The 23988-nt window shown below is 64.7% G+C and carries 26 protein-coding genes; 2 read left to right on the plus strand and 24 right to left on the minus strand.

Going from position 1 to position 23988, the window contains the following annotated elements:
- Positions 1 to 6: 6 nt before the first annotated feature.
- The 15 genes from AVTE2539_RS05585 to AVTE2539_RS05655 form a co-directional block, all read right to left on the minus strand.
- The gene (locus tag AVTE2539_RS05585) at positions 7 to 279 is read right to left on the minus strand and encodes a VirB3 family type IV secretion system protein (RefSeq protein ID WP_003103993.1); all 273 of its coding nucleotides are present in this window, start codon (positions 277 to 279) and stop codon (positions 7 to 9) included.
- Entirely contained in the window at positions 276 to 659 is a 384-nt protein-coding gene (locus AVTE2539_RS05590) for a TrbC/VirB2 family type IV secretion system protein (protein ID WP_012202373.1), read from the minus strand. The genes AVTE2539_RS05585 and AVTE2539_RS05590 overlap by 4 nt, the downstream gene beginning before the upstream one ends.
- Positions 656 to 1717 carry a P-type conjugative transfer ATPase TrbB gene (trbB, locus tag AVTE2539_RS05595; protein ID WP_012202374.1) on the minus strand — a complete coding sequence of 354 codons (1062 nt, stop codon included), beginning with the start codon at positions 1715 to 1717 and terminating at the stop codon, positions 656 to 658. Before trbB ends, AVTE2539_RS05590 begins: the two co-directional genes overlap by 4 nt.
- Complete coding sequence (locus AVTE2539_RS05600; protein ID WP_284408765.1) at positions 1714 to 2178, minus strand: CopG family transcriptional regulator; 465 nt, start codon at positions 2176 to 2178, stop codon at positions 1714 to 1716. The genes trbB and AVTE2539_RS05600 overlap by 4 nt, the downstream gene beginning before the upstream one ends.
- Positions 2175 to 4196, minus strand: a complete 2022-nt coding sequence (locus tag AVTE2539_RS05605) for a conjugal transfer protein TraG (protein ID WP_284409442.1) — start codon at positions 4194 to 4196, stop codon at positions 2175 to 2177. Before AVTE2539_RS05605 ends, AVTE2539_RS05600 begins: the two co-directional genes overlap by 4 nt.
- Before the next feature lie 217 nt (positions 4197 to 4413).
- Positions 4414 to 4641 carry an EexN family lipoprotein gene (locus tag AVTE2539_RS05610; RefSeq protein WP_016451559.1) on the minus strand — a complete coding sequence of 76 codons (228 nt, stop codon included), beginning with the start codon at positions 4639 to 4641 and terminating at the stop codon, positions 4414 to 4416.
- A 13-nt stretch (positions 4642 to 4654) separates the two neighbouring features.
- Entirely contained in the window at positions 4655 to 5581 is a 927-nt protein-coding gene (locus AVTE2539_RS05615; RefSeq protein ID WP_012202378.1) for a LysR family transcriptional regulator, read from the minus strand.
- A 147-nt stretch (positions 5582 to 5728) separates the two neighbouring features.
- Positions 5729 to 6013 carry a CopK family periplasmic copper-binding protein gene (locus AVTE2539_RS05620; RefSeq protein ID WP_016451563.1) on the minus strand — a complete coding sequence of 95 codons (285 nt, stop codon included), beginning with the start codon at positions 6011 to 6013 and terminating at the stop codon, positions 5729 to 5731.
- 128 nt (positions 6014 to 6141) lie between these two features.
- Complete coding sequence (gene copD, locus AVTE2539_RS05625) at positions 6142 to 7068, minus strand: copper homeostasis membrane protein CopD (protein ID WP_058007487.1); 927 nt, start codon at positions 7066 to 7068, stop codon at positions 6142 to 6144.
- Between the two features lie 4 nt (positions 7069 to 7072).
- Positions 7073 to 7459, minus strand: a complete 387-nt coding sequence (gene copC / locus AVTE2539_RS05630; RefSeq protein WP_008063308.1) for a copper homeostasis periplasmic binding protein CopC — start codon at positions 7457 to 7459, stop codon at positions 7073 to 7075.
- 140 nt (positions 7460 to 7599) lie between these two features.
- Positions 7600 to 10080, minus strand: coding sequence for a heavy metal translocating P-type ATPase (locus AVTE2539_RS05635; protein WP_071534310.1), 2481 nt, complete (start codon positions 10078 to 10080; stop codon positions 7600 to 7602).
- Between the two features lie 112 nt (positions 10081 to 10192).
- Entirely contained in the window at positions 10193 to 10465 is a 273-nt protein-coding gene (locus AVTE2539_RS05640; protein WP_008063316.1) for a DUF2933 domain-containing protein, read from the minus strand.
- 33 nt (positions 10466 to 10498) lie between these two features.
- Positions 10499 to 10984 (minus strand): DUF411 domain-containing protein, encoded by a 486-nt coding sequence (locus tag AVTE2539_RS05645; RefSeq protein ID WP_284408780.1) that lies wholly within the window; start codon positions 10982 to 10984, stop codon positions 10499 to 10501.
- A 37-nt stretch (positions 10985 to 11021) separates the two neighbouring features.
- The gene (locus AVTE2539_RS05650; protein WP_005408883.1) at positions 11022 to 12002 is read right to left on the minus strand and encodes a copper resistance protein B; all 981 of its coding nucleotides are present in this window, start codon (positions 12000 to 12002) and stop codon (positions 11022 to 11024) included.
- A 25-nt stretch (positions 12003 to 12027) separates the two neighbouring features.
- Complete coding sequence (locus AVTE2539_RS05655) at positions 12028 to 13947, minus strand: copper resistance system multicopper oxidase (protein WP_284409448.1); 1920 nt, start codon at positions 13945 to 13947, stop codon at positions 12028 to 12030.
- A 255-nt stretch (positions 13948 to 14202) separates the two neighbouring features.
- Here AVTE2539_RS05655 and AVTE2539_RS05660 point away from each other — a divergent pair, with 255 nt between their 5' ends.
- Together AVTE2539_RS05660 and AVTE2539_RS05665 are read left to right on the plus strand one after the other, a co-directional pair.
- Positions 14203 to 14895, plus strand: a complete 693-nt coding sequence (locus AVTE2539_RS05660; protein WP_012202383.1) for a heavy metal response regulator transcription factor — start codon at positions 14203 to 14205, stop codon at positions 14893 to 14895.
- Positions 14879 to 16300 (plus strand): heavy metal sensor histidine kinase, encoded by a 1422-nt coding sequence (locus tag AVTE2539_RS05665; protein WP_502868889.1) that lies wholly within the window; start codon positions 14879 to 14881, stop codon positions 16298 to 16300. Before AVTE2539_RS05660 ends, AVTE2539_RS05665 begins: the two co-directional genes overlap by 17 nt.
- Before the next feature lie 75 nt (positions 16301 to 16375).
- Here the strand turns inward: AVTE2539_RS05665 and AVTE2539_RS05670 are convergent, their stop codons facing one another.
- The 9 genes from AVTE2539_RS05670 to AVTE2539_RS05710 all read right to left on the minus strand — a co-directional run bounded on the left by AVTE2539_RS05670 (position 16376) and on the right by AVTE2539_RS05710 (position 23811).
- On the minus strand, positions 16376 to 18358 hold the full coding sequence (locus tag AVTE2539_RS05670) for a relaxase/mobilization nuclease domain-containing protein (protein ID WP_284408787.1): 1983 nt from the start codon (positions 18356 to 18358) through the stop codon (positions 16376 to 16378).
- Between the two features lie 461 nt (positions 18359 to 18819).
- Complete coding sequence (locus AVTE2539_RS05675) at positions 18820 to 19416, minus strand: S26 family signal peptidase (protein WP_284408789.1); 597 nt, start codon at positions 19414 to 19416, stop codon at positions 18820 to 18822.
- Entirely contained in the window at positions 19413 to 19958 is a 546-nt protein-coding gene (locus AVTE2539_RS05680) for a DUF2840 domain-containing protein (RefSeq protein WP_284408791.1), read from the minus strand. The genes AVTE2539_RS05675 and AVTE2539_RS05680 overlap by 4 nt, the downstream gene beginning before the upstream one ends.
- Positions 19955 to 20239 (minus strand): chromosome partitioning protein ParB, encoded by a 285-nt coding sequence (locus tag AVTE2539_RS05685; RefSeq protein ID WP_284409450.1) that lies wholly within the window; start codon positions 20237 to 20239, stop codon positions 19955 to 19957. The genes AVTE2539_RS05680 and AVTE2539_RS05685 overlap by 4 nt, the downstream gene beginning before the upstream one ends.
- Positions 20236 to 20874 carry a ParA family partition ATPase gene (parA, locus tag AVTE2539_RS05690; protein WP_013517157.1) on the minus strand — a complete coding sequence of 213 codons (639 nt, stop codon included), beginning with the start codon at positions 20872 to 20874 and terminating at the stop codon, positions 20236 to 20238. Before parA ends, AVTE2539_RS05685 begins: the two co-directional genes overlap by 4 nt.
- Before the next feature lie 253 nt (positions 20875 to 21127).
- The gene (locus tag AVTE2539_RS05695) at positions 21128 to 21985 is read right to left on the minus strand and encodes a replication initiator protein A (RefSeq protein WP_284408795.1); all 858 of its coding nucleotides are present in this window, start codon (positions 21983 to 21985) and stop codon (positions 21128 to 21130) included.
- A 26-nt stretch (positions 21986 to 22011) separates the two neighbouring features.
- Positions 22012 to 22293 carry a helix-turn-helix transcriptional regulator gene (locus AVTE2539_RS05700; protein ID WP_013721771.1) on the minus strand — a complete coding sequence of 94 codons (282 nt, stop codon included), beginning with the start codon at positions 22291 to 22293 and terminating at the stop codon, positions 22012 to 22014.
- 84 nt (positions 22294 to 22377) lie between these two features.
- Entirely contained in the window at positions 22378 to 23151 is a 774-nt protein-coding gene (locus AVTE2539_RS05705) for a DUF2285 domain-containing protein (protein WP_013721772.1), read from the minus strand.
- Between the two features lie 309 nt (positions 23152 to 23460).
- Entirely contained in the window at positions 23461 to 23811 is a 351-nt protein-coding gene (locus AVTE2539_RS05710) for a DUF2958 domain-containing protein (RefSeq protein WP_284408804.1), read from the minus strand.
- Between the last annotated feature and the right edge of the window lie 177 nt (positions 23812 to 23988).

Raw genomic sequence — 23988 nt, forward strand, 5'->3', positions numbered from 1 at the left:
CTCCCCTCACACGTCCAGCAGCGGGCGGTGCTTGATGTGCCGGGCGAAGACCTGCATGAACTGCGGATCGACGCGCGCACCCCACACCGCCAGCGAATGGCCGACGATCCAGAGCACGACGCCCGGAATCCACAGTTGCAGGCCCAGGCCGACAGCGGCGGCCAGCGTGCCGTTAGCGATCGCTACGGTGCGCGGCGCACCGCCCAGCAGAATCGGCTCGGTCAGCGAGCGATGCAGCGGCACCTCGAAGCCGTCCGCGAAGGTGTCAGGGGCACTCATACGACCGCCCCGCCGGAGAAGCTGAAGAACGACAGGAAGAAGCTCGAAGCGGCGAACGCGATGGACAGACCGAATACGATCTGGATCAGCTTGCGGAACCCGCCGGACGTGTCGCCGAACGCGAGCGCGAGGCCCGTGGCGATGATGATGATGACCGCGACGATGCGCGCCACCGGCCCCTGGATGGATTCGAGGATGGATTGCAGCGGGCCTTCCCACGGCATCGAGGAACCGGCGGCCTGCGCGGCTCCGGCCAGGAACAACAGCAACGCGGCCAGCAGCAGCCCTTGCCCCGCAGGACGGGCCAGGCAGCGCAGCCGCGCAAGACGCAAAGCCGGATTTGCAGAAAAACGGAAAGCAGGAATGGTCATCTGCGTCATGGCAGTTCTCCAAGTGAGTCAAGGGATGAGGAAGTCGCCGCAGCGGGTACGGCATCGGGGTTTGGCGACAACTCGGGAAACGGCGTGTCCAGCGCGTCCGCCTCCCAATCCGCCAATCGGTAGCCCACGCCGTCAAAGCCGACGACGCGGGCGATGCTCTCGATGCGGCGCTTGCGCCCGCGCCCGGCGATATGGATCACCACGTTGACCGCCTCGGCGATCAGCGCACGCGGCGGGTTCACCGCCACTTCGAGAATCAGTTGCTCCAGGCGCAGCAGCGCGCCGAGCGCGGAGCCGGCGTGGATCGTGGCGATACCGCCCGGATGGCCGGTGCCCCACACCTTGATGAGATCCAGCGCCTCGGCGCCGCGCACCTCGCCGACGACGACGCGATCAGGCCGCAGGCGCATGGACGACCGCACCAGTTCGGTCATGGACACGACGCCGGCGCGCGTGCGCAGCGGCACATGGTCGCGGGCCGCGCATTGCAACTCGATGGTGTCTTCGAGCACCAGTACGCGGTCGCCCGTGGCGGCGATCTCGGCCAGCAGCGCATTGGCGAGCGTGGTCTTGCCGCTGCTCGTGGCTCCTGCGATCAGGACGTTCTGGCGCTCGCGCACGGCGCGAACGAGAAAGCCCGCCTGCTCGGCGGTCATCATTCCGTCCTCGATGTAGCGCGACAGAGGGATGACGCCGATGGCGCGCTTGCGCAGCGCGAAGGCCGGCCCCGGCGCAGCGGGCGGCAAGATGCCCTCGAAGCGTTCGCCGGTTTCGGGCAACTCGGCGGACAGCAGCGGTTGCCCGCGATGGACTTCTGCGCCAACGTGGGCCGCGACCAAGCGGATGATTCGCTCGCCGTCCGTCTCCGGCAACTCCGCGCCCATCGGCGCGCGCCCACTGGAAAGCCGATCCACCCAAAGGGTGCGATCGGGGTTCAGCATCACCTCCACCACGTCCGGGTCTTCGAGCGCGGCGGCGATCAGCGGCCCCATCGCCGTGCGCAGCATCTGGATGCGGCGGTCGAGCGAGGTGGTGAGGGATGAAGGCGCGGCGCTCATGAGGCACGCTCCTGCGCTTGCGCGGCTGCCGCCGCGTCCTCCATCCGCATCGGGTCGGGATGCAGTTCCTCCACCACGTCGCGCACCAGACTGCGCCCGCGCAGCAGGTGGCGGCCAAGCTGCTCGGTGAACTGCTCGAAGCGCGCCTTGCCCTGGGCGCGCGCCGCGTCTTGGTGCGCCTCGGGCACCGGCGTGCTCACCGTCAGGTAGTAGCGGATGAACAGCGCCAGCGTCTCGATGGCGATGTTCTGGTCGCGCTCCAGGCGCTCGGCTTGGCGCGACAGGCGATCGAGCCGCTTGGCGATGGCTGCCTCACGCTGGTCGGCAGCATCGGGCGACAGCCAGGACGCCAAGGCAGCAGCGACGATGCTGGACTTGGAAACTCCCTTCTTGGCGGCCAGCTCATCGAGCCGCTTGGCGTGCTCGGGCTGGATGAACAGGTTCAGGCGGTAGTGGCTCATAGTTCAATTCCGTCGTTGGGGTCGAGGGAAGCCAGCCGGGCCGTGCGCTGCATGGCTGGATCGAGCTGGCGCGGAAGGGGAAGCGGCAGGTCGTCGTCGTCATCAAGCAGCCCAAGGTCGGCCACGGGAGCGGCCAGCTCGGGGTCGTAGGCGACGGTTTCGGAGAGTTCGGGCTGACGGCGCGGGCCGCCGTCGTCGGCCGAACCGAAGTTCTCCAGGCCATCAGCGGATGCCTCGGCCGGTGCGATGGGCACGGCGGGAATCGCCAACCCGCTCCAGTCGTCGGGCCGCAATGGCGGCGCGTCGGCGTACTGCCCGTCCGCCAGCGCGGGCGGTGGCAGCACGCGACGCTTGAAATTGGCGTCCGCGTAGTAGCGCAGCTTCTTCGCCTTGATCGGCGCCACGCTGGACACCATCACCACGGCCTCGTCAGGCGGAAGCTGCATGACTTCGCCCGGCGTCAGCAGCGGGCGCGCGGTTTCCTGGCGCGACACCATCAGGTGGCCCAGCCACGGCGCGAGCCGATGGCCCGCGTAGTTGCGCTGCGCGCGCAGCTCGGTAGCGGTGCCGAGCGTTTCGGAAATGCGCTTGGCCGTGCGCTCGTCGTTCGTGGCGAACGTCACGCGCACATGGCAGTTGTCCAGAATCGAATGGTTCTGGCCATAGGCTTTGTCGATCTGGTTGAGCGACTGCGCGATGAGGAAGCTGCGGATGCCGTAGCCCGCCATGAAGGCCAGGGCCGTCTCGAAGAAGTCGAGCCGCCCCAGCGCCGGGAACTCATCGAGCATCAGCAGCAGCTTGTGGCGGCGCTGAATGCCGTCGGAGCCGTCGAGCGATTCGGTGAGGCGCCGGCCGATCTGGTTGAGGATCAGGCGAATGAGCGGCTTCGTCCGCGAAATGTCCGAAGGCGGCACCACGAGGTACAGCGATACCGGATGCTCGGCAGCGATCAGGTCAGCGATGCGCCAATCGCAACGCGAGGTGACTTCGGCCACCGTGGGATCGCGGTACAGGCCGAGGAACGACATGGCCGTGGACAGCACGCCCGAGCGTTCGTTATCGCTCTTGTTGAGGACTTCGCGCGCAGCGGATGCCACCACGGGATGTGGGCCACCACCTTCCTCGTTCACGAGGTGCGGCGTAGTCATCATCCGATGCAAGGTCAGCTCGAACGGACTGGCCGGGTCGGAGAGGAAGTTGGCGACGCCGCGCAGAGTCTTGTCTTCGCCTGCGTAGAGCACATGCAGGATGGCCCCAACCAGTAGCGCGTGCGAGGTCTTTTCCCAATGGTTGCGCTTCTCCAGTGCACCTTCGGGATCAACCAGAATGTCCGCGATGTTCTGCACGTCGCGCACCTCATGCGCGCCGCGCCGTACCTCCAGCAGCGGGTTGTAGGCCGCTGACTTCGCATCGGTCGGGTTGAACAGCAGGCAATGCGAGAAGCGCGAGCGCCAACCGGCGGTGATCTGCCAGTTCTCGCCCTTGATGTCGTGGATGACGGCCGAGGCTGGCCAGGAAAGCAGCGTCGGCACCACCAGGCCCACACCTTTGCCCGAGCGCGTGGGCGCGAAGGTCAGGACGTGTTCCGGGCCTTCATGCCGCAGGTACTGGCGGTCGTGCTGGCCGAGGAACACGCCGGCCGGCTGCGTGAGGCCAGCCTTGCGAATGTCATCCGCGTTCGCCCAGCGTGCCGAGCCGTAGGTCGTAACCAGCCGCGATTGGCGCGAGCGCCAGATCGACATACCGATGGCGACCACCACCGCCAGCAGGCCACTGCCGCCCGCGATGGCGCCGCCGGTATCGAACACGCGCGGCGCGTAGGCATCGAAGAAGAACCACCACTCGAACAGTTTCCACGGGTGGTAGATCGGTGTGCCGAGAAGATCGAACCAGGGCGAGCCAAGGCGTAGCTGGTAGCCAAGGGCTGCTGCTGTCCATTGCGTGGCGCTCCATACGCCAGCGATCACGATGCCGAATACCACGGCGATCTGACCGAACAGCACGTTCGTCCCTTGCATAACCTCGCCTCCGATCACGGCACACAGAGGTGCCGCAGCACTGAGGATCAAGGCGTTCGCGCAGGTCGGTCAAAGGCCGATGTGGCGGCAATTTAGGCCCAAAAAGTCAGATTTCCTTTAGTGGCGAAAGCAATAAAAACGCCGCAAGCGCGAGCGCATTGCGGCGTAGTGAGGTAACAGCGAGAACTTCGTCGCAGCGAAGCGACCGAGAGATAACCTACTTGGATTTTTGCTCGGGCCGATCACCGAAAAATCGCCGTTTGGCGGCTTCGGCAGCACGCAGACATAGTTCGTCGCCAACCTTCGCGCGGTCTTCCTTGCATTGACGTTGAATCTCTTTGATGCGTTCGGGATTGGCTACGAGCGCATCCACGGTTTCCGAAGGTTGAGAAGGACCGCATGCAGGCAGTGCAGTGACCAATATCAGCAATATCACTTTGTTCATAGCCTTATTCCTACTATCGGTCGCGTGGAAGGTCTTCGGGGATGCCGAGTTCATCAGCCGAATCAATAAAATCTACTCGTTCGATAAATCGAGCCAGCATTTCGGACGGCTCCGTATCGCGGCGCAGCAGATAGGTCATGAGCATAGTCGGCTTGCCCGCCAAGCGCCGGGCCACGACTCCCGGCTCGCGGCTGGAAGCAATGTGCGCCTCGCCCGCCAAGCCCAATGCTAAGCCGGCGGAGACTAAAGTCATCATCACGTCGAAGGTCGCCACGCGCTGCGCGATCAGCGGCTCTTGTCCGCATGTGCGTAGGAACCGATCGACCTGGCGCGCGTGGCCTTCGCACACTGCTGGGTCGCCCAGCGCCAGCGGATGGCGCAACACCTCCTTCAGCGGGATCTGTTTGAAGGCAAGCACCGGATGGCGGGCTGGTACCGCCACCATCAATTCGTCTTCCCATGCAGGAGTGACGATGATGCCATCACCTGCATCCTCTGCCATCGAGAAGCCCGCGTCATACAGGTCGCTATGAAGCCCCTTGATCTGCTGATCCAAAGGCACCTCGAACAATCGGATTTCCACCTCGGGGTCCTCTTCGCGGCTGCGCGCCAGCAATGCCGGCAGGCGCGAAGGCGTGACGCCATCGGACAAGGCAATACGCAACTGGCCGCAAAAGCCGTTGGCGGCGGACTTGACACTATCGCGGGCCTGCTCCAGCACTGTAAAGACTCGCTGAACGTGCTCCAGAAACAGCCGTCCAGCGCGGGTCAGTTGTGTGCTGCGAGTGGTGCGGACAAACAGGCGTGCGCCGAGTTCTTCCTCCAACTCCTTGATGGTGCGAGATAACGGAGATTGGTCGATGTGCAACCGCTCGGCAGCGCGGGCAAAGTGAAGCTCCTCTGCTACAGCGAGGAAACACCGTAGATGACGAAGCTCCACAAATCAATCTCCTATTAAGTGTTATTTGAACCTACACATTGAATCTTCTGTCCGGGGTAGTCACCGAAGGCCATGCGCCTATCCGAATCGGACAGGCGCTGGGACTTCTTTCTGACGCCATTGGGAGGCATCAGCAGATCGCGCGAATTACCCGCCGTGCTCCTGTTCAAGCAGCGAGCTGAGGCGAGCAACTTCATTGCTGGTAATGGCAATGTTCCGCCCGTCCTTCGTCGCCACTGAGGCGCCGATGGATTGATACACGGCGCGTCCGAAGCGACTTTCCTGTGCCATCTTTCCATCCTTGAAGACGTACAGCGTTCCCCCGTCAGCCAGCGGAACCATCTCCTTGGCTGCCTGGGCTGCTGCATGACCGGCGAAGGCAGGCACGGAGAGGGCGCTCAACAGGGCGGCAATGACAATTTGCGATTTCATGATCGACTCCTTTGTGAAAACGACGACAACTTGCGCCGCGCCGTTAAATGTAGAAGCGCGCGATCTACAGATCGCTTACCCGTGCATTACATTCAATTCATGTGCTGTCATTTGGTGCCAGTCAAGGATTAGGTGCCGTTGGGAGAAAGGATGCCAAGCCACGCAACGTTCGCCAAAACCAGAACGGCTAATGTCGCCTCCGTGAACAGACTCTGCCGTAGCTTGACGACCGCGTGTGCGTGGTTGCCTGTTCTCAATGCCGCCTCCAGACTTGGGCTCAGTCGAAACCGATTGGCTGCCGCCAGCGCGAGCATTCCTCCGAACAACAGGAGTTTTCCTACGAGCAGGCGGCCATAGAGCGTTGAGAAGAGCGGATCAAGCGATGGCCCAGCGATCAACAGGTAATTCAGGGCTCCGGTCACGACGAGTGCCGCCACGATCACAGTACCTATCCGAGCGAAACCATTGGATGTTCGGCTCAGGATCTCTACTGAGCCTTGCCCGGTATTTGGTTTGTTCGCCGCAAGCACCAAGAACGCGATCAATGCGCCTACCCAGGCACCGGCCGCCCAGAGGTGCGTGATGTCCGAAGCGAGATGAATGTATCCGCGCACGCCGTCATCCATGGCGCCATGTCCCGCCCATGCAAGGGTCGCCAACGCCACACCACTGGAAGCGGCCATCGCTGCAAAACGCAGTGTTGAATTCATGCGCAACACGGCGATGAGCACACACGTCACTAACGCCAGGATGCGAATGCACCAGGCGATGCCCATGTGCGTGCCCGTAATGAGCATGTCGAAAACGTGCGTTGACAGCTCCGCGTAGCTTTGGGCGCCGGACATGGCCTTGGCCATGACCGTCATGCCCCACATCGACAGGACAATGCCGATGGCGGCGGATGCGCCAATGAGTACGCGATAGCGGCGCGAGATCGTCGAGGATCGCTCGTCGTTGCCCAAAGCATAGAGTCCGAACATGGCGACGCCAAACGCCGCCGCCAGGTCCAGATAAAGCGCCAGGCGCAGGACGATGGTCAACCAATCCCCGGCCATGGGCTTACTTCACCTTGAAGGTGACGTTACCCGTGATCGGATGCGTGTCCGAGGAGACGGCACGCCATTCGACGCGATAGTCGCCCGGCTGGAGCGCTTGTGCCGGCGTGATGACCATGGTCTTGCCGTCGCCGGCACCCGCGACGCTGGCGTTGATCTTCATCGGGCCATGGCTCGCCATTCCCGGCATGCCCGTCATGACAAGGCTTGCGGCGGAGAACTGCGGCACCAGCGTTTCGGAGAACTTCAGCTCGATGGTGGCTGGCGCGGAAACCTGCGACTTGTCGGCCGGCGTTGAAGACACCAGCGAAGGATGCGCGAATGCGGCGGTGGCGAACAGGCCAGCAGCGATCGGCGCGACGAGCTTGGCGATGAAATGTGAACGGGTCATAGAGATTCCTACCTTGATGTGTGAGGGTGGTTTAAGAACGAAATGCCGAGATAAGGCTTGCACCTTCGCAACGGCGTGGAACGAAAGAAACGGTTCGCTGGGCGATAGCAGACTCCTGTTGGTTCTGAAGGATGTTTCGGTCACAGTCGGCTCGCTCTCAGCCGCAAGGCGTTGCCAACGACCGACGCCGAACTCAGGCTCATCGCCAATGCTGCGATCAGCGGCGACAGCAGCCAGCCCGTGAGGGGATAGAGAACCCCGGCGGCGATGGGGATGCCCAGCGCGTTGTAGAGGAAGGCGAACATGAGGTTCTGCTTCATGTTGCGCACGGTACTCACCGAGAGCGTGCGAGCGACAGCGATGCCACGCAGGTCACCCTTGACCAGCGTGACCTGGGCGCTGTTCATCGCCACGTCGGTTCCCGTTCCCATGGCGATGCCCACGTCTGCCTTCGCCAAGGCCGGCGCGTCGTTGATGCCGTCTCCGGCCATGGCGACGATGCGTCCTTCTTTCTGCAGTCGCTCGATCAACATGAGCTTGTCCGCCGGCTTGACCTCACCATGCACCTCGTCGATGCCTAGGCGTGCACCGACGGCTTTGGCGGTGGTCTGCCCGTCCCCGGTGGCCATGATGACCCGCAGGCCCGCAGCCTTCAACGCGGCCAGGGCCTCGGGGGTGCTGCCCTTGACCGGATCGGACACGGCGAGCAAGCCCGCGAGCTGCCCGTCCACCGCCAGGTACATGACGCTGGCCCCTTCGCCGCGCAGAGCTTCGGCCTGGGGTACGAGCGGTTCCACCGATACGCCAGACTGTTCCATCAGCACTGTGTTGCCCAACGCCAGTTGCCGGTGCTCAACCTTTCCGCGCACGCCGATGCCGGTTCCCGATTCAAAGCTCTGAGGCTTCACGAGTTGGAGGCCCTGGGCACGCGCGGCCTGCACGATGGCGTCGGCCAGGGGGTGTTCACTGCCCTGGTCCAGGCTGGCCGCAAGACGCAGCACCTCATCGTTCGTAAAGCCGGGGGCTGCGACGACCTGATCGAAAGCAGGTCGGCCTTCGGTCAGGGTTCCTGTCTTGTCGATGACGAGGGTATCGACCTTGCGAAGATTCTCGATCGCCGCGGCATCGCGGAACAGCACGCCCTGCGTGGCGCCACGGCCCGTTGCGACCATGATCGACATCGGCGTGGCCAGACCCAGCGCGCACGGGCAGGCGATGATCAGGACGGCCACCGCATTGATCAGTCCATAGACCCAGGTGGGCTGTGGCCCGAAGAATCCCCATACAAAGAGCGTCGTTACCGCAATGGCGACGACGGCCATCACGAAGTAGCCGGCAACGACATCGGCCATGCGTTGCATCGGTGCCTTGGAACGCTGCGCCTGGGCGACCATCTGGACGATCTGCGATAGAACGGTGTCCGAGCCGATCCGCTCCGAACGCATGATCAGCGCGCCGCTGGTGTTGAGTGTGGCCCCGATGACCTTGTCGCCCACGCGCTTGCTGACGGGCAGCGGTTCGCCGGTCAGCATGGATTCGTCAATCGAGCTGCTGCCCTCGTGCACGATGCCATCCACCGGCACCTTCTCGCCGGGTCGGATGCGCAGCAGGTCGCCGACGTGCACATGGCTGAGTGGCACGTCTTCCTCGCTGCCGTCCGCATTGATGCGCCGCGCCGTCTTGGGTGCCAGCCCCAGCAGCGACTTGATGGCTGCCGAAGTCTGGGAGCGGGCCTTGAGTTCCAGCACCTGGCCGAGCAGTGTCAGCGAGATGATGACGGCGGCGGCCTCGAAATACACGCCGACCCGTCCCATGGACATGAAGGAGGCTGGAAACACTTCCGGCGCAACGGTTGCCACGACGCTGTAGATGAATGCCGCACCCGTTCCCAGGCCGATCAGTGTCCACATGTTCGGGCTGCGGTTGACCACGGACAGCCAGCCGCGGGAGAAGAAGGGCCAGCCGGCCCACAGCACGATCGGCAACGACAGCACCAACTCGACCCAGCTCTGCGTAGCCATGTCCATCAGGTGCAGCCGCTCGCCCAGCATCGCCAGCGCCAGGACCACGAGCGTCAACGGCAAGGTCCACCAGAAGCGACGCGAGAAGTCACGCAACTCCGGGTTGTCGTCGTCGAGGTCGGGCAGCAGGGGCTCCAGCGTCATCCCGCACTTGGGGCAGGTTCCCGGATGATCCTGGCGGATCTCCGGGTGCATCGGGCAGGTGTAGATCGTTCCGGGTGCGGTTGGCGATGCCGCCGGGGCCGGTGAAACTGCGGTGCTGGCATGGTGATGCGGCGCATGGCCGCTGCCTGTGCCTATGCCCGCGCCACCGCTGGCATATCGCGCCGGATCGGTGTCGAATTTGGCCTTGCATCCGGTGCTGCAAAACAAGTACGTGTTCCCCAAGTGCGTGGAGCGGTGCTCCGACGCCGCCGTGACCGCCATGCCACACACCGGATCGCGCGTCGCGGCATCGGGCTGCGAGTGGCTTGAGGACCCGCCCGCGTCGTCACTGCCGGCATGGCTGGCGTGATGGTGGTGCTTATGCGGGCCGGACGTTGTGGCACCCGCCGCCATGCCTGCGTGCTCATGTCCTGAAGACTTGCTGGGTGAATTCATAGTGACAAGTGCCCTCCGCCGTTAACCGTTGGTGTCTGGTGATCGCAGCAGGCCGCAGGCGCGCAAGGAGACAAGCGCGGCGTCGCGTGCTCGCACTGTGCGAGCACGCGACTCATTGCTTCTGCTCCTTGGCGGGTGCGGCACCTTCCTCACCCTGACGCGCGGCATGATCGTGTCCGCCGTGGCCGTGACCACGGTGCATGAACAGGTGCATCAGCGGACAAGCCGCCAGCAGCAGGAAGGGGAGATAGCCGGCAACATGTGCCGTGTGCTCCTTGAGCAGGAAATACGCGGCGACAGCGGCGATGATGAGGAACGCCACGCCGTAGCGCGATCGCCAGAACCGGGGACGATCGCTGGGGGTCTGTGTGTGCTGATGCTGCATGGCATATCTCCACGGAAAAGGGTTGATGGATGGTCAGCGATGCGACTGATAGACCGTGCTACTACCGTTTTTCCCGATCAGCAGCACGTCGTAGGCGTCCTTGCGTCCACCATAGGCCGGACCATCCATGCCGGGCGAACCGACCGGCATGCCCGGCGCCGCGAGGCCGATGGCCTGCGGGGCTTCGCGCAGCAAGCGTTGAATGTCCGAGGCAGGCACATGACCCTCGATGGCATAGCCGCCGATCTGCGCCGTGTGGCACGAACCGTACTTCTGCGGGATGCCCAGCCGCGTGCGCGCTGCCGTGTTCCCGGTGTCAAGAACCTGCACATCGAAGCCTGCGCCTTGCAGGTTTGAGACCCAGTCCTTGCAGCAACCGCAGCTCGGGTCCTTCCACACCTTGGCGATCGGTCGGCTCTGCGCCAGGCTCGGTCCTGCGAGTGCCATCACCAACAAGCCAGCGATCAATGCTTGGCGTCTCGGCACTTTGCCCTGGCTTCTGTCGTAGTGCATGTTCATAGATTGCCTCTCATCAGATGATCAAACCCACAAGGTTCTAGAACCAGAATCGCACGCCAGCCACCCAGCGCGTCTGCTGCGCGCGGCCACCTTCGGCGCGCACATAGTCCGCTGTGCGTCCGAAGCTGCCCGCCCGTTCCACGCCGATGTAGGGGGCGAACTGGCGACTGAATTCATAGCGCAGGCGCAAGCCAGCAGACGCTTCGGCCAAGCCCTTGCCGATACCGCGTTCCGGGTCGTCCTTGCCATAGAACTGCAATTCGGCACGAGGCTCCAGAATCAGTCGCTGGGTCAGCAGCAGCTCGTAGCTGCCTTCGACACGCAGCGCCGTACGTCCGCCACTTCCCACGTAGCCCGTCGCCTCCAGCTCGAACCAGTAGGGGGCGAGGCCCTGGATGCCGAAAGCCAACCATTGACGGCTCGGGCCTTCTCCGTTATCCACCCGAACGCCGAGCTGGGTGTCCCAGTACGGTGCGACGGCGTGCCCCCAGAGAAGCTCGGTACGCGATTCTTCGAGCTTTCCTTTGGCGATATCGCCTTCGGCCTTCACGACGGCCTTGTTGTAGGTCGTCCCATACCAAGCCTGGAGGTCGTAGGCCGTGGAATCGTCCCCTTTGCGCGTGAAGCGGCGTTCCAGGGTTTCGCCGCGCAACGAGAAGAACCTGTGTTCGTCGGCCAGCATCAGCCGCGGCACACCGGGTACGGCGTAGTCGCCCGATCCCAATGTCAGGCCATTGGAGTAGCCATGCGGATCGCGGGCGTCAGGAGGCGCCGACCCGCCCTGCATCTGCATGTTGCCGTGATCCATGGCCGGGGCCGCGGTCGAGCCGCTCGCCGACGTCGCGTGACCCGCGTGCGGGTCGGCGGCAGGAGCCACGGTCTGAGTGGATGGCGCGGCCGTTTGAGCGTCGGCCTGGCCGTGCGCTGCATGGTCGTTCTGTGCTTGTGCCTGGGCGGCGACGCTTACCAGGGCCAGAAGCGTCGTGGCCAGTGCGCGAGTGGGGAGTGCTTTGGACATTCTTGGTCTTCCTTGTGCGCTGGGTTCAAGACACCACGACTTCGCGGAACATGCCGGCATCCATGTGGAACATCAGGTGGCAGTGCCACGCCCAGCGGCCGAGCGCGTCGGCTGTCACCAGGAAGCTGATGCGTTGTGCCGGCTGCACCGGCAGGGTGTGGCGGCGCGCAAGGAAGCGACCGTCGGGGCTTTCCAGCTCGCTCCACATGCCGTGCAGGTGCATGGGATGGGTCATCATGGTGTCGTTGTGCAGAATGACCCGCAGCCGCTCGCCGTGTTTGAAGTGCACCGGCGTGGACTTTCCGAACTCCAGCCCGTCCAGGGACCATGCGTAGCGTTCCATGTTGCCCGTGAGGTGCAGTTCGACCTCCCGGCCAGGGCCTCTCTTGTCCAGCGGCCCCGACGGGGTATGCAGATCCGCGAGGGTCAACACGCGCCGACCGTTGTTGCGCAGTCCGATGCCGGGGTCATCGAGGTTGGTGCGCGCCATGTCAACGCGCATGTCCGTGCTGGCACCATACTCGGTGCGAGCGTGGCGAGCAGTAGTGCTGGGCACGGCCAGTCCCCCCGCCGCCGCGGCGTGTTGGCTGTGATCCATCGCCATGCCACCGTGGTTCATGGCGCCGTGATTCATGCCAGCCATCGCCCCATGATCCATCCCGGACATCGAACCCGAGCCCATCCCGGTCATCCCGGTCATCCCGGTCATCCCGGTCATGCCCGTCATGCCCGTCATGCCCGTCATCTCCATGGCTTGGCCGGACCCGCCGTGGTCCATGCCCCCCATCATGCTGCCCATCATGTCGTTCATGGTCAGCCATTCGACCGGATCGAGGGCAGGCACGGGAGCTTGAAGACCTTCACGCACGGCCAGCGTGGCCCGCGCGTAGCCTGTCCGGTCCATCGCCTGGGCGAAGATCGTGTAAGCGTCATCCCGTGGCTGGACGATCACATCGACGGTTTCGCCCGGACCGAATCGGAACTCATCGACCGTCACCGGCTCCACGTCAACACCATCGACGTGCACCACCGTGAGTTTCAGTCCGGGAATGCGTACGTCGTAGAAGGTGTTGCCCGCACCGTTGACCATGCGCAGCCGCACGCGCTCACCCGGTCGGAACAGCGCCGTCCAATTGCCGGCGGGGGTGACGCCGTTGGCCAGATAGGTCAGCGTGGCGGCAGACAGATCGGCGAGATCCGTCGGATTCATCCGCATCTCGTTCCACATCTTGCGCTTGTCGATCGCAGCGGCCATGCCGTCGCGCGAGGCGTCCCGGAAGAAGTCGAAGACGGTAGGTTGGTTGTAGTTGTAGTAGTCGCTTTGGGACTTGAGCTTGGTGAACACCCGCATCGGGTCTTCGTCGGTCCAATCCGAGAACAGCAGCACGTGGTCACGGTCGGCGCGGATGGTCTCGGCACCAGCGGGGTCGATGATGATCGCCCCGTACATGCCCGTGAGTTCCTGGAAGCCGGAGTGCGAGTGGTACCAGTAGGAGCCGCTTTGCTGAACCTTGAAGCGGTACGTGAAGGTCTCGCCGGGAGCGATGCCATTGAAGCTGATGCCCGGCACGCCATCCATCTGATACGGCAGGATGATCCCGTGCCAGTGGATGGATGTGGCTTCACGCAGCTTGTTGGTCACACGGATTGTGACGGTGTCACCCTCACGCCAACGCAATGTCGGTGCCGGCAGCGAGCCGTTGATGGTCGTAGCCACGCCTGGCTTGCCCGTGAAGTTCACGGGCGATTCGGCGATCACCAAGTCGAACTCGGTGCCCTTCAGCACAGGGGCGGCACCGCGCGTCGCGGAGCCTTGTTGGGCAAATGCCCTGAGCGCCGGGGTGGACAGCCCGGCCAGGACGCCGCCAGCGGCCAGCCCCTGAACAAAACGCCGACGAGACAGGCCCAGTGGGGGCGCGATTACAAAGGGCGAACGACGCGGCATGGCCTGAAATCCTCCATAGATAACTTGAAAGTCGTCTTTAGAGCCGCCTTTGGTCTTGGGCGGCACGGTTCGACGCATGGAGGTCATGCTATGGAGTGACCACTTTCGGATGAATGACCCTTGGATTACATTCATGTAATGGTCGCGTCATCTTCGTGGCAGGAAGCGACTATTACATTGCCCCTAAGAAGCAAATGAATGGGGCATCGTGGGCGGCAAAATTCCTTACGCCGCAGCGATTTCATGGGGCATGCGATGAAGCTGTTGGTCGTTGAAGACGAGAACAAGACGGCGGATTACGTCCGCCAAGGTCTCATGGAGGCAGGGTTCGTCGTGGATCTGGCGCGTAACGGATTGGACGGACACCACTTGGCCATGAGCGAGACCTACGATTTGGTGGTCTTGGATGTCATGCTGCCGGATGTCGATGGCTGGCGCATCGTGCGTTCGCTGCGAGATGCTGGCAAACAAGTCCCTGTGCTATTTCTAACCGCACGTGGCAGCGTAGATGACCGCGTCAAGGGGTTGGAACTGGGGGCAGACGACTATCTCGTCAAGCCGTTCGCGTTCTCGGAATTGCTGGCGCGGGTGCGGACGCTGCTGCGACGCGGAAGCGCTCCGAGCCAGCCTGATCGCATCCAAGTTGCCGATTTGGTGCTGGACTTGCCGCGCCGACGTGCGACGCGCGCTGGTCAGCGCATCAATCTCACCAGCAAGGAGTTCGCGTTGCTCGAACTGCTGGCACGCCGACAGGGTGAAGTTCTGCCGCGTTCGTTGATTGCGTCTCAGGTATGGGACATGAATTTCGACAGCGACAGCAACGTCATTGATGTGGCCATCCGTCGTCTGCGCGCAAAGATCGACGATGCGTTCAATCCAAAGCTCATCCACACTGTACGTGGCATGGGATACACGCTCGATGCGCCTGATGATGACCTCGCGCCATAAGCCACGGCGAAGCCGTCCCGCGTCGCTTGCATTGAGGGTCACGGCCCTGGTTGGCATTGCCACTACCTTGGTATTTCTAGCGTTCAACTGGGTTGTCGTTAGATCCCTGGAGCACCACTTTGCCCAACAGGACGCCCATGAACTGGACGCAGTGGTCACGGCCTTGGCAGAGCCGTTGCGACAGATCGCTAATGACATGGACAAAGATGAGTTGCGGCAGCATTTAGCCAATGCAGTGGCAGGACATCATGGGATGACCTATGGTGTCTATGATCGGCCGGGCAATACCATCTATGCCACGCCGGGTCCTGACCTGTCGAAACTTGCCAGCAGCAAAAAGTTGGTCAACCGCATCACCGCCGACGATTTGACGGTGTGGCAAGAGAATCAGAGGTCTTATCGAGGTGTGGCGCTACAACTGCCTGCCGACGATTCGGCGGCACCTGGCTACCGCATCGTCGCTGCCATGGACATCGGCTTTCATCTCGATTTCTTGGCAGAGTTCAAGCGCATGCTCTGGTGGGCGACCTGCCTTGTTCTCTGCATTGCGCTCGGGGTGGCTTGGCTGGCCGTGCAATGGGGCCACCTTCCAATCCGCAAGGTCAACGAGGAGATTCGCACGATCCGCTCTTCAAAGCTAGATGTGAGACTTGATCCTCTGGACGTACCTATAGAACTGGCTGAACTTGTGGTCGCCTTCAACGACATGCTGGCCAGAATCGAGGAAGGGTTTGTGCGCCTGTCGCACTTTTCCGCCGACATTGCGCACGAGTTGCGTACACCCGTTACCAACCTGATTACGCAGTCCCATGTGGCGCTCGGGCAACCCCGCAGTGCAGAGGAATATCGGGAGATCCTCTACTCCAACTTGGAGGAGTTTGATCGCATGAGTCGCATGATCGGCGACATGTTGTTTCTAGCTCAAACGGAAAATGACCCTCGAAATCTCCGCCTCGGCGAAATCGACTTGGCTGAGTTGATCCGAGGTTTGTTTGACTACTTCGAGGCATTAGCTGAAGACCGCAACATCACACTTTACGCAAAGGGTGCTGCCGAACCAATACGGGCGGATCGTGAGATGTTGCTGCGGGCGTTCAACAATCTTCTTTCCAACGCAATCCGTCATACTCCCTATGGGTCGCGTATTACAGTCGCTTTGGCGCAAGATGAGCGATGGACAACGATAAGTGTCGAAAATCCGGGCGAGCGAATTTCGGAGGCTGATCTGCCGAAGTTATTCGATCGCTTTTTCCGAGTAGATCCTGCCCGCCAACGAAAGAACGCAGGTGCAGGGCTAGGGCTGGCCATCGTCAAATCAATTGCCGAAGCTCATGGTGGACATGTGCAGGCAACGTCCAGCGATACAGCGACTAAATTTGATCTAACGCTGCCTCGCATCGCTTAGTTGGCCTCTCGCCATTGCGGGAGAATGCAGATCGTGGATGGGCGCAGTTTCGACTCGTCGGAAGCAGGTTGCTCGTCAGATGATGGACATGCCTTTCTGCCGTCCAATCTCCCATGACACGCCACCGCCGCGTACAGTGGCAGCAAGTTGCTGACCTAGCCGTTGCTCGATCACTGGTTTCCACGGCACTAGGCTGAATCCCATGCCGTCATCGAGCATCGCGTAGCGCCCGCTGGCGAGCATGACGCTGCGCCGGTAGATGCCGGCCACGCGCTGCCCATCGGCCACCGGGCGATGCTCCAGGCCGGTTTCGCCGGCAATGTCCTTCGCGGCCTGTGCCAGTTCCCGGTTGCGCAGCGTGCCCAGCAGGTTGCGCGCCAGGATCACGCGCTGCCCGCGCCGCTCGGCCAGTCCCTGTTCGGCCAGGAAGTCGGCGCGCTGCTGCATCGCCTGCTTGGCCTCGCCGCCAAAGCCCAGGTCGCCCAGACCCGAGCCGCCGCCGATCAACTGCTGGTCGAGCCAGGTGGCCCCGATCACTCGGGCCTGCCGCTCGATGGGCAGGTGCGATTTCAGCTCCACGGCCACGCCGCCCAGGCGCTGCGCGTCGTAGCGGCGGCCCTGCTCGGGCAGATCGTCCGGCACCTTCCATAGACCTTCGGCCACGCGCTCCACAATGCCGGCGCGGCGCAAGGCTTCCAGCCGACGGACATGGGCTGCGACGACTTCCTGTGGATCGCGGCCGGGCATGGCCTGACCCTGCGCGATGGCGAGGTGGTGGTCGGTGCGGTACAGGCCATCGCTCGCCAGCGCGGCGATGTTCTTGTCGGCCGCGCGCACATCGGCCGATCCCTTCACCTCCACCACCGCGCCGGCCGGATAGTTCGCCAGTTCGTCGCGGGTGTTGAGCGCGACGTAGTGGGCCTTGCCGTCCACGCCGTCGATGACCAGATAGCCCCGGTCGCGCAGCTCGTCGGCCAGCCCCTTCGCGGCCACGCGGCCGAGGATGGTTCGGCCATCGTCGCCCGCCTCGAACACCGCCAGCTCGCGCGGCTCGCCGCGCATGGCCCGCTGCATGGTGCGGATGATGTCGCCACGCTCGCCCAGGGCGCGCAGCGTCTTTTCGGCATCGGCGTGGACGGCCCAGGTGCCCGGCTGCATCTCGTCGGCCAGGCCCAGGCGCTGCAAGCGTTGCAGGCGGCCGATCAGCAGCAGGCGCTGGCGTTGCAGCCGCGGTTCGTTGAACCGTTCGACATGCACCAGGCCATCGTCGCCCAGTTCGCGTTTGAGCGTGCGATCCAGGCTCGTCCATCGCTCCTGATCCACTTCACGCTGCAAGGTCTGCTGGATCTCCAGCTCGGTGCGTGGCCCCAGCCATTCGGTCGCCAGCTCGGACGCGCGATGCCGGAAGCCATCGGCGATGTAGTCGCCCGCGATGATGAGGTCTTTGCCCGTGTCGTCGCGTCCGCGCACGATCAAGTGGGTGTGCGGGTTGTCGGTGTTCCAGTGATCGACCGCCACCCATTCCAGCCGTGTGCCCAGGTCGGCTTCCATGCGGCCCATGAGATGCCGCGTGTAGGTGCGCAGGTCGTCCAGTTCCGCGCCATCCTCCGGCGAGAGGATGAAGCGGAAATGGTGCCGGTCGTCGGCACAGCGTTCCTTGAAGGCGTCGAGGTCGGCAGCATCGGTCTGCGGCCCATAGGCTTGGCCTGGCTCGCCATCGCGGCCGGCGCCGTCGCGCTCGATGTAGCGCAGGTGCTTGGCGAGCGACTGCGGACTGGCCCGCTGCTGATTGACCAGCAGCGTCTTGATGGTCACGCGCCGCGACATGGGCGTGAGCTTCGCGCCCGCGAAGCGCGCCGCCGTGTGGCCGCGTCCCAGCCGCGAGCCGGGCCGCTGGCCGATGCCGGCGCCCTTGCCGCTGCCGCCAGGACGGCGCACCGCCGACTTGCCGCTGCTGGCCTTTCCTGCCTGCTTGAGCACCTTGGAAACGAAGCCCTGGCCCCGGTTCTTCGGGGCGCTGGGGCGGATGCGGAAATCGTCATCGCGGCGGTTGGTCATGGCTGGGCTCCCTGCAAGCTCTGGCGTGTCCGGGCGTGCGAAGCACGTGGACATGACTGCATCGGCGCGGGCTTCGCGCCCCAAGCGGCACGGCGGCAAAGCCGCTCCGTGCCGCGCCCCCCCCCATGTGCAGACAGGCTTTCGACGCGGCCCGGTGCCGCGTCCTTTTGTCTTGCCTTCCGCCTTTGCCCCTCGCTGGCGCTCCGGGCAGCGGCGGCCCGGCGGCGCTGCTGCGCGAGCAGCCAGCGCGCCGGCGAACGCGCGAACCAGCGCGGTGAGGGCCGCAGGCCGGGCGCGTTCGAGGCAAGACGCCTGCACGTGGGACGGCTGCGCCGAAGGCAGCGCGAAGTGCGGCGCGGATGCGCTCGCACTGCACGCGCGACAGCATGGCGACGGACAGCAGAACGACACGCCCGATGGCACGATGAAATGCACGGCAACGTGCAGCGAGTCGGCGGCCATCATGGGCGAGACTCCAGCCAGACCGGATGCGCGACGCCGATCACGGCGGATGCGCTGACCGGCCCGAAATACCGGCTGTCGAACGACGCCGGGTTGGTCACACTGAGCAGGAACAGTTCACCGGGTTCGAGGCGACGGCATTGCTGCCAGGATGGCAGCGGCCGGCCCCAGCGGTCGGCGGGCAGCGCGGCGGCCGAAGGCACGCCGTCGATGCGGACGATGCGGCCAGTGATGCACACCTCCTGCGGCGCGATGGCGCCCACGCGCTTGAGCAGCGGGACGCGCGCCGGCAGGTAGCCGCGCTGCGCGGCCAGCGCGGCAGCGTCTGGCGGCAGCGTGGTCAGGACGATGCTGCCCACGGACAAGGGACGTGGCAGCGAGCCGGGCTTACGGCCCAGCGGATCGACGCGATACCAGCCGACCGCCACGCTGTCGGACGGGTTGTAGATCAGGCGCGGCAGCGGATGCACGAAGGACGCCCAGGCCAGCGCAGCGAGGCCCCAGGCGGACAGGCTCGCCAGCACGAGGCGAGCGCGCAAACGTGCGCGGGGCGCGCGAGGACGCGGCTCGGTGCCGGCAGGGGAAACGGCGGTCATGGCAACGCCCTCCCGGTCAGCCAGGCGGCGTGCCGCTCGGCGGTGTATTCGGGCAACGGCAGGCGCGCGGCGAGCCGGTTGGCGAGCGTGCGCCAGTACGCGGGCGACGCACCGATAGGCGCGATGCCCAGCGCCTCGATGGCGTCGATGCGCTCCAGCACGGCGCGCACCTGGTTCTCCCCTTCGGCGTGCAGCAGCAGGCGCGCGCCAGGCTGCACGCCGGGGATGCGCTGCGCCGCATCGAACGGCGTGCAAGCCTGCATCACCATGAGCTGCCAGCGGATCGTGCCGTAGTCGTTGGCATGCCAGCGGATGCGGCAGAACATGGCACCCGGCAGGAACACCGCGCAGCGCCGCCAGCGGTCGAGCTGGAGCGTGCGCGCAGGTTCGCCGAAACGCAGGTAGAGCTTGAAGCGCGGTTCGATGTAGGCCAGCGCCACGCGCGTTAGCGGCGCGCTGGCAGACTGGACGGATGGTGCTGCGAGCGCGGCCGTGGCCGCGAAAGCAACAGGCGCGGGGGCAGGCGAAGCGGATGCATTCATGGCGTGTTCTCCCTGCGGTGTTCTGGAAACTCCCGCTCCAGCAGGCCGCGCAGCAGGTCGGCGACGGTCACGCCTTGCGTGAAGGCCGATACCTTGATGCGCGCCCGCATCGCGGGCGTGATGTCGAGGGTCAGGCGGGCGGTGTAGAGGTCGCCCTTGCCCAGCGCATCGGCGTCGCCCTGGCGAATCCACGCCTCGGCGTGCGGATTCGCGGGCGGACGCGCGCCGATGCCGACGCGCTTGGCCGTGCGTTTGCCGTTCGGTGGCGGCTTTGCGGTCATGGCGTCCACCGCAACAGTTCGTCCACCAGCGCGGTGATTTCGCGCGCGGCGGCGCTGTCCGGCGCCGTCTCGCGTGCAAGCCGTCCAGCGGCCACGCTGTCGGCGAACACGATGCGTTGATGCACTTCCGCGCGCAGCGCAGGAAGCGGCTGGTCGGCGAGTGCCTGGCGCGCTTCGCGTCCGATCACGGTGGTACTGACGCGCCGATTGATGACGAAGGCCGCGCGCAGCGCAGGCCGAAACACCTGCGCTTCGCGGATCAGCGCCACCATCTCCGCGCTGGCCCACAGGTCGTAGGGGCTGGGCTGCACCGGAATCAGCACGCGCTCGGCCGCCAGCAGCGCGGAGCGCGCCAAGGCGGCGATCCTGGGCGGCCCGTCGATGACGACGTGATCGGCCCGCCTGGCGAGTTCTGGCGCCTCCTGATGCAGCGTTTCGCGTGCGAGGCCCACGGCGCTGAACAGCCTTGGCAAGCCTTGCTGGCTTCTGCGCTGCGTCCAGTCCAGCGATGAGCCTTGCGGGTCGGCATCCAGCAGCACGACGTGCTGGCCGCGCATCGCCAACTCTCCAGCGATGTGCGTGGCGAGCGTGGTCTTGCCCACGCCGCCTTTCTGGTTGAGCAGAGCAACGATCATGGCGCGGCCCTCCGTGTTGGAAAGCCGGGCTGTTGCCGCTGCGCTTCGTGCCGCGTGGCGGTTGTCCACCGTGGCGCGGCGCTTCTACTACCAGTTAGAGGTTTTAAGTTAGGGAAGTTAGAGGGGCCGCAAACCCGCGCCGTTATTGGCTTTGCGGCCGATTCGTACTCCTGATAGCACGATAGCCGTACTCCCGATAGCACGATACCTCGTACTCCTGATAGCACGAGCCCGTCCACAAGTTGCGCACCGTTTATCCCCGTGCCGTGTATGGCACGGGCCGAAAGGTCAGCAGCTCGGCGCCGTTGTCCGGCATCCGCTCGATGCCCAGGGCGTAGCCCGGCAGCGACTGCCGCGCGACCAGCGTGCGCAGGTCGTAGGCGAAGTCCGAGAAGCGCGTAGCGCTGCCCGATTTCCGATACAGGTGTCGGAAATCGAACTGCCAGCCGCCCGGCTGTCGGCCACCGTGCTTGCGCACCAGCCGGTACAGCCAGCGCTCGATGCCGCCCGTCAGCCGGAAATACGCCGGGTCGATGGTCAGCACCAGGGCGGCGTCCATGACGCCGGCATAGAACCATTCCGGCAAGATCAGCTCCAGCCCCAAGGGCGTGCCCTTGGCATCGGCCAGTTCCTTCCACTCGTTGATCCACGAGAAGCGATGCAGGCGCCGTCCGGTCGTCTCGCGGATCGACGTGGCCACCGTGGTCGATTGCAGCCGGTCGAGGGCGGCCTTGAGGCGCTGGTAGTCGCGCAGCGACGTACCGCGCCCGATGAACCGCAGGATCTCGTAGGGCGTGGCCTGCATCAGCCGCGACGAGCGGAAGCCCGCGTCGCGGGCTTCCACGATCTGCGAGGCCGCCCATATCAGCACGTCCGCGTCCCAAATCGTGGCGATGCCATGCTCGGCCGTGCCTTCCACGCGGATCGTGACGTTCCCCGCCCGGAAGTCGATCGGCGCGACGCGCCGCGACTTCGCCAGCGAGAAGAACGGAAAGGCCATCAAGTCCTGGCTGTCGCGCGGCGCCATGTCGCCGGGCAAGGCGCGGAACAGGTCGAGCTGTTCGCGCTCTTGCAACGGCCGCTGCCGGGACGGCAGCGCAGGGCTGGACATGGCGATGGCCTCCCGCGCTCCAGTGGTCAGCGCGCACGGCTGTCGGCCGAGTGGTGCTCGGCGTATTCGGGATCGGAAGTCGTCTCGAAGCTGCGGTCGGCGGCCCAGGCATCGAGGTCGGCCACGGCGTACATGACGCGCCGGCCGAACTTGCGAAAGCGCGGGCCGCCGCCGATCACGCGCTGCTTTTCCAGCGTGCGCGGCGACAGGCGCAGGTATTCGGCGGCTTCGTCGTTGGTCAGATAGCGTTGGGGCTGCGCGGCAGCAGTTGAGACAGCGGCGGCAGGCCGCAAAGGAGCGGGACGCATGAGATGAACCTCCATCGGTTGCAAAGCTCCGGCCACACAGCGCAACCGGATGGAAGCCAGTCTCAGAAAACGAAGCTGCTCTGCTCAGGGACGTTTTGCGTCTCCATCAAAACGTCCCTTCTCAAGCGGCGACAGTTGTGCTAGGCGGCGGTAGCCGCCGCGCATCAACGCATCGCCGCGCCGCACCAGGCGGCGCACGCGGGCGCGCAGATCGCCATCGGCGTGCCAGTCGGCGGCCACGGCATCGGCGCCGAACAGACCTTCGGCCACGTCGCGCAAGGACGCACCCGCCAGGGTCGCGTCGAGCGCCTGCAAGGTGTGCAGTTCCAGCAGCGCGGCAGGTGTCGGCCTACGTCTGGCATCGGCCAGTGCCGCGCCGAACACATGACCGCGCGCAGGCGCGGCAGCGCCGCCGCGGTGGGCATAGGCGACGGCCATGCCGTCTTCCAGTCCAGGCGCGAGCGCGAAGCGCAGGCAATGGCCGGGGCTGCGTGCGGTGAGCGCCAGCCCCTTGCCATCGTGGAGCAGTTGCTTATGGCCGGGGATACGCCAGAACGCGAAGGATTCGGCATCCACGGGCGGATCGGCATCGGGGTAGAGTTGCACCACGGCAGCGTGGCCGGGCTGCCAGGCCGGATGCGCGTCGCGCGCATCCAGGGCCGGGTCTTCCAGCAGGCGCAGGCCCCAGCGATGCGCCGCGTCCTGTGCTGCCTGTGACCGGCGACGATGGCGCAGCCAATCGAGCCGGTAGTCGGGGTGCCTGCGCAGGTACTCCCAGGCGAGCGCAAGGCTGTCCAGATGCAGCACGTACAGATACGCGGCAGTCGGATACCAAGACTCGGCGGCGCGATCGGCCATGACGCAACCTCCTGGGAACAGGAATCGCCGCCACGGCCGGGCTACGCGCTACATCGCCATCGTCAGAACGTCATGGGTAAAAATTGTGGCTCGGGTTGTCAAAACCAATTGGCTCCGATGCGTTGCGGTTTCCGTCTCAATGTGGCAGTGGCAGCGCCCCGACCGTGGGACGCCGTACAGGCCAGCCTGCCGCAGCCCAGGCCGGACATCATGACTGTTTCGATCAGATTTGCCGGGGTATGCCGCAAGAGTGCCGATTAAGACCTATCCGGCATGACACCAGACTGAGAAAGCCACAGTAGGCCGTATTCAGTCCGGGATGGCCCCGTCGCGCTCGGCCAGCCGGGTGTATTCCGACAGCGTGCGCGTGGGGCGGAAATAGAGGTCGCGCATCACGGGCTGCCGGCACGGCCCGACGATGCTGGCCAGCTCGGACAGCTTGACGGTGCCCTGCGCAGGCATCCCGATTCCCAGGTCGATGAGTCCCCAGGCGGTGTCGCCATCGGCGGGATCGAGCGCGGCCATCAGCCAGGTCACATGCGCGTCCGGCGTGAACAGCCGCACCACGGGCACCGGGTCGATGGCCTGGCCAGCGGCGCGGGCCTCGCCGTTGGCGAGCAGTTGCGCGCGCTCCGGGACGGTGGCGAATGGCTGGGGCATGGTTGGCAATCCCACAAATCCAATGATGCACGGATGCGGCTTCACGCCGAAGCGCAGAACCGCCAAACCGGATTTACGCCTTCGTGCGCAAGCACGGATGCGCTTGCGTGGCTTTGCTTGAACCCGCCAATGCGGATTTCCGTAGAGGCACAAAAACGTAGAACACCAAATGAACAC

Origin of the sequence: Acidovorax sp. SUPP2539, from assembly GCF_030158975.1 — a bacterium.
In the GTDB taxonomy this organism is placed as follows: Bacteria; Pseudomonadota; Gammaproteobacteria; order Burkholderiales; family Burkholderiaceae_C; genus Paracidovorax.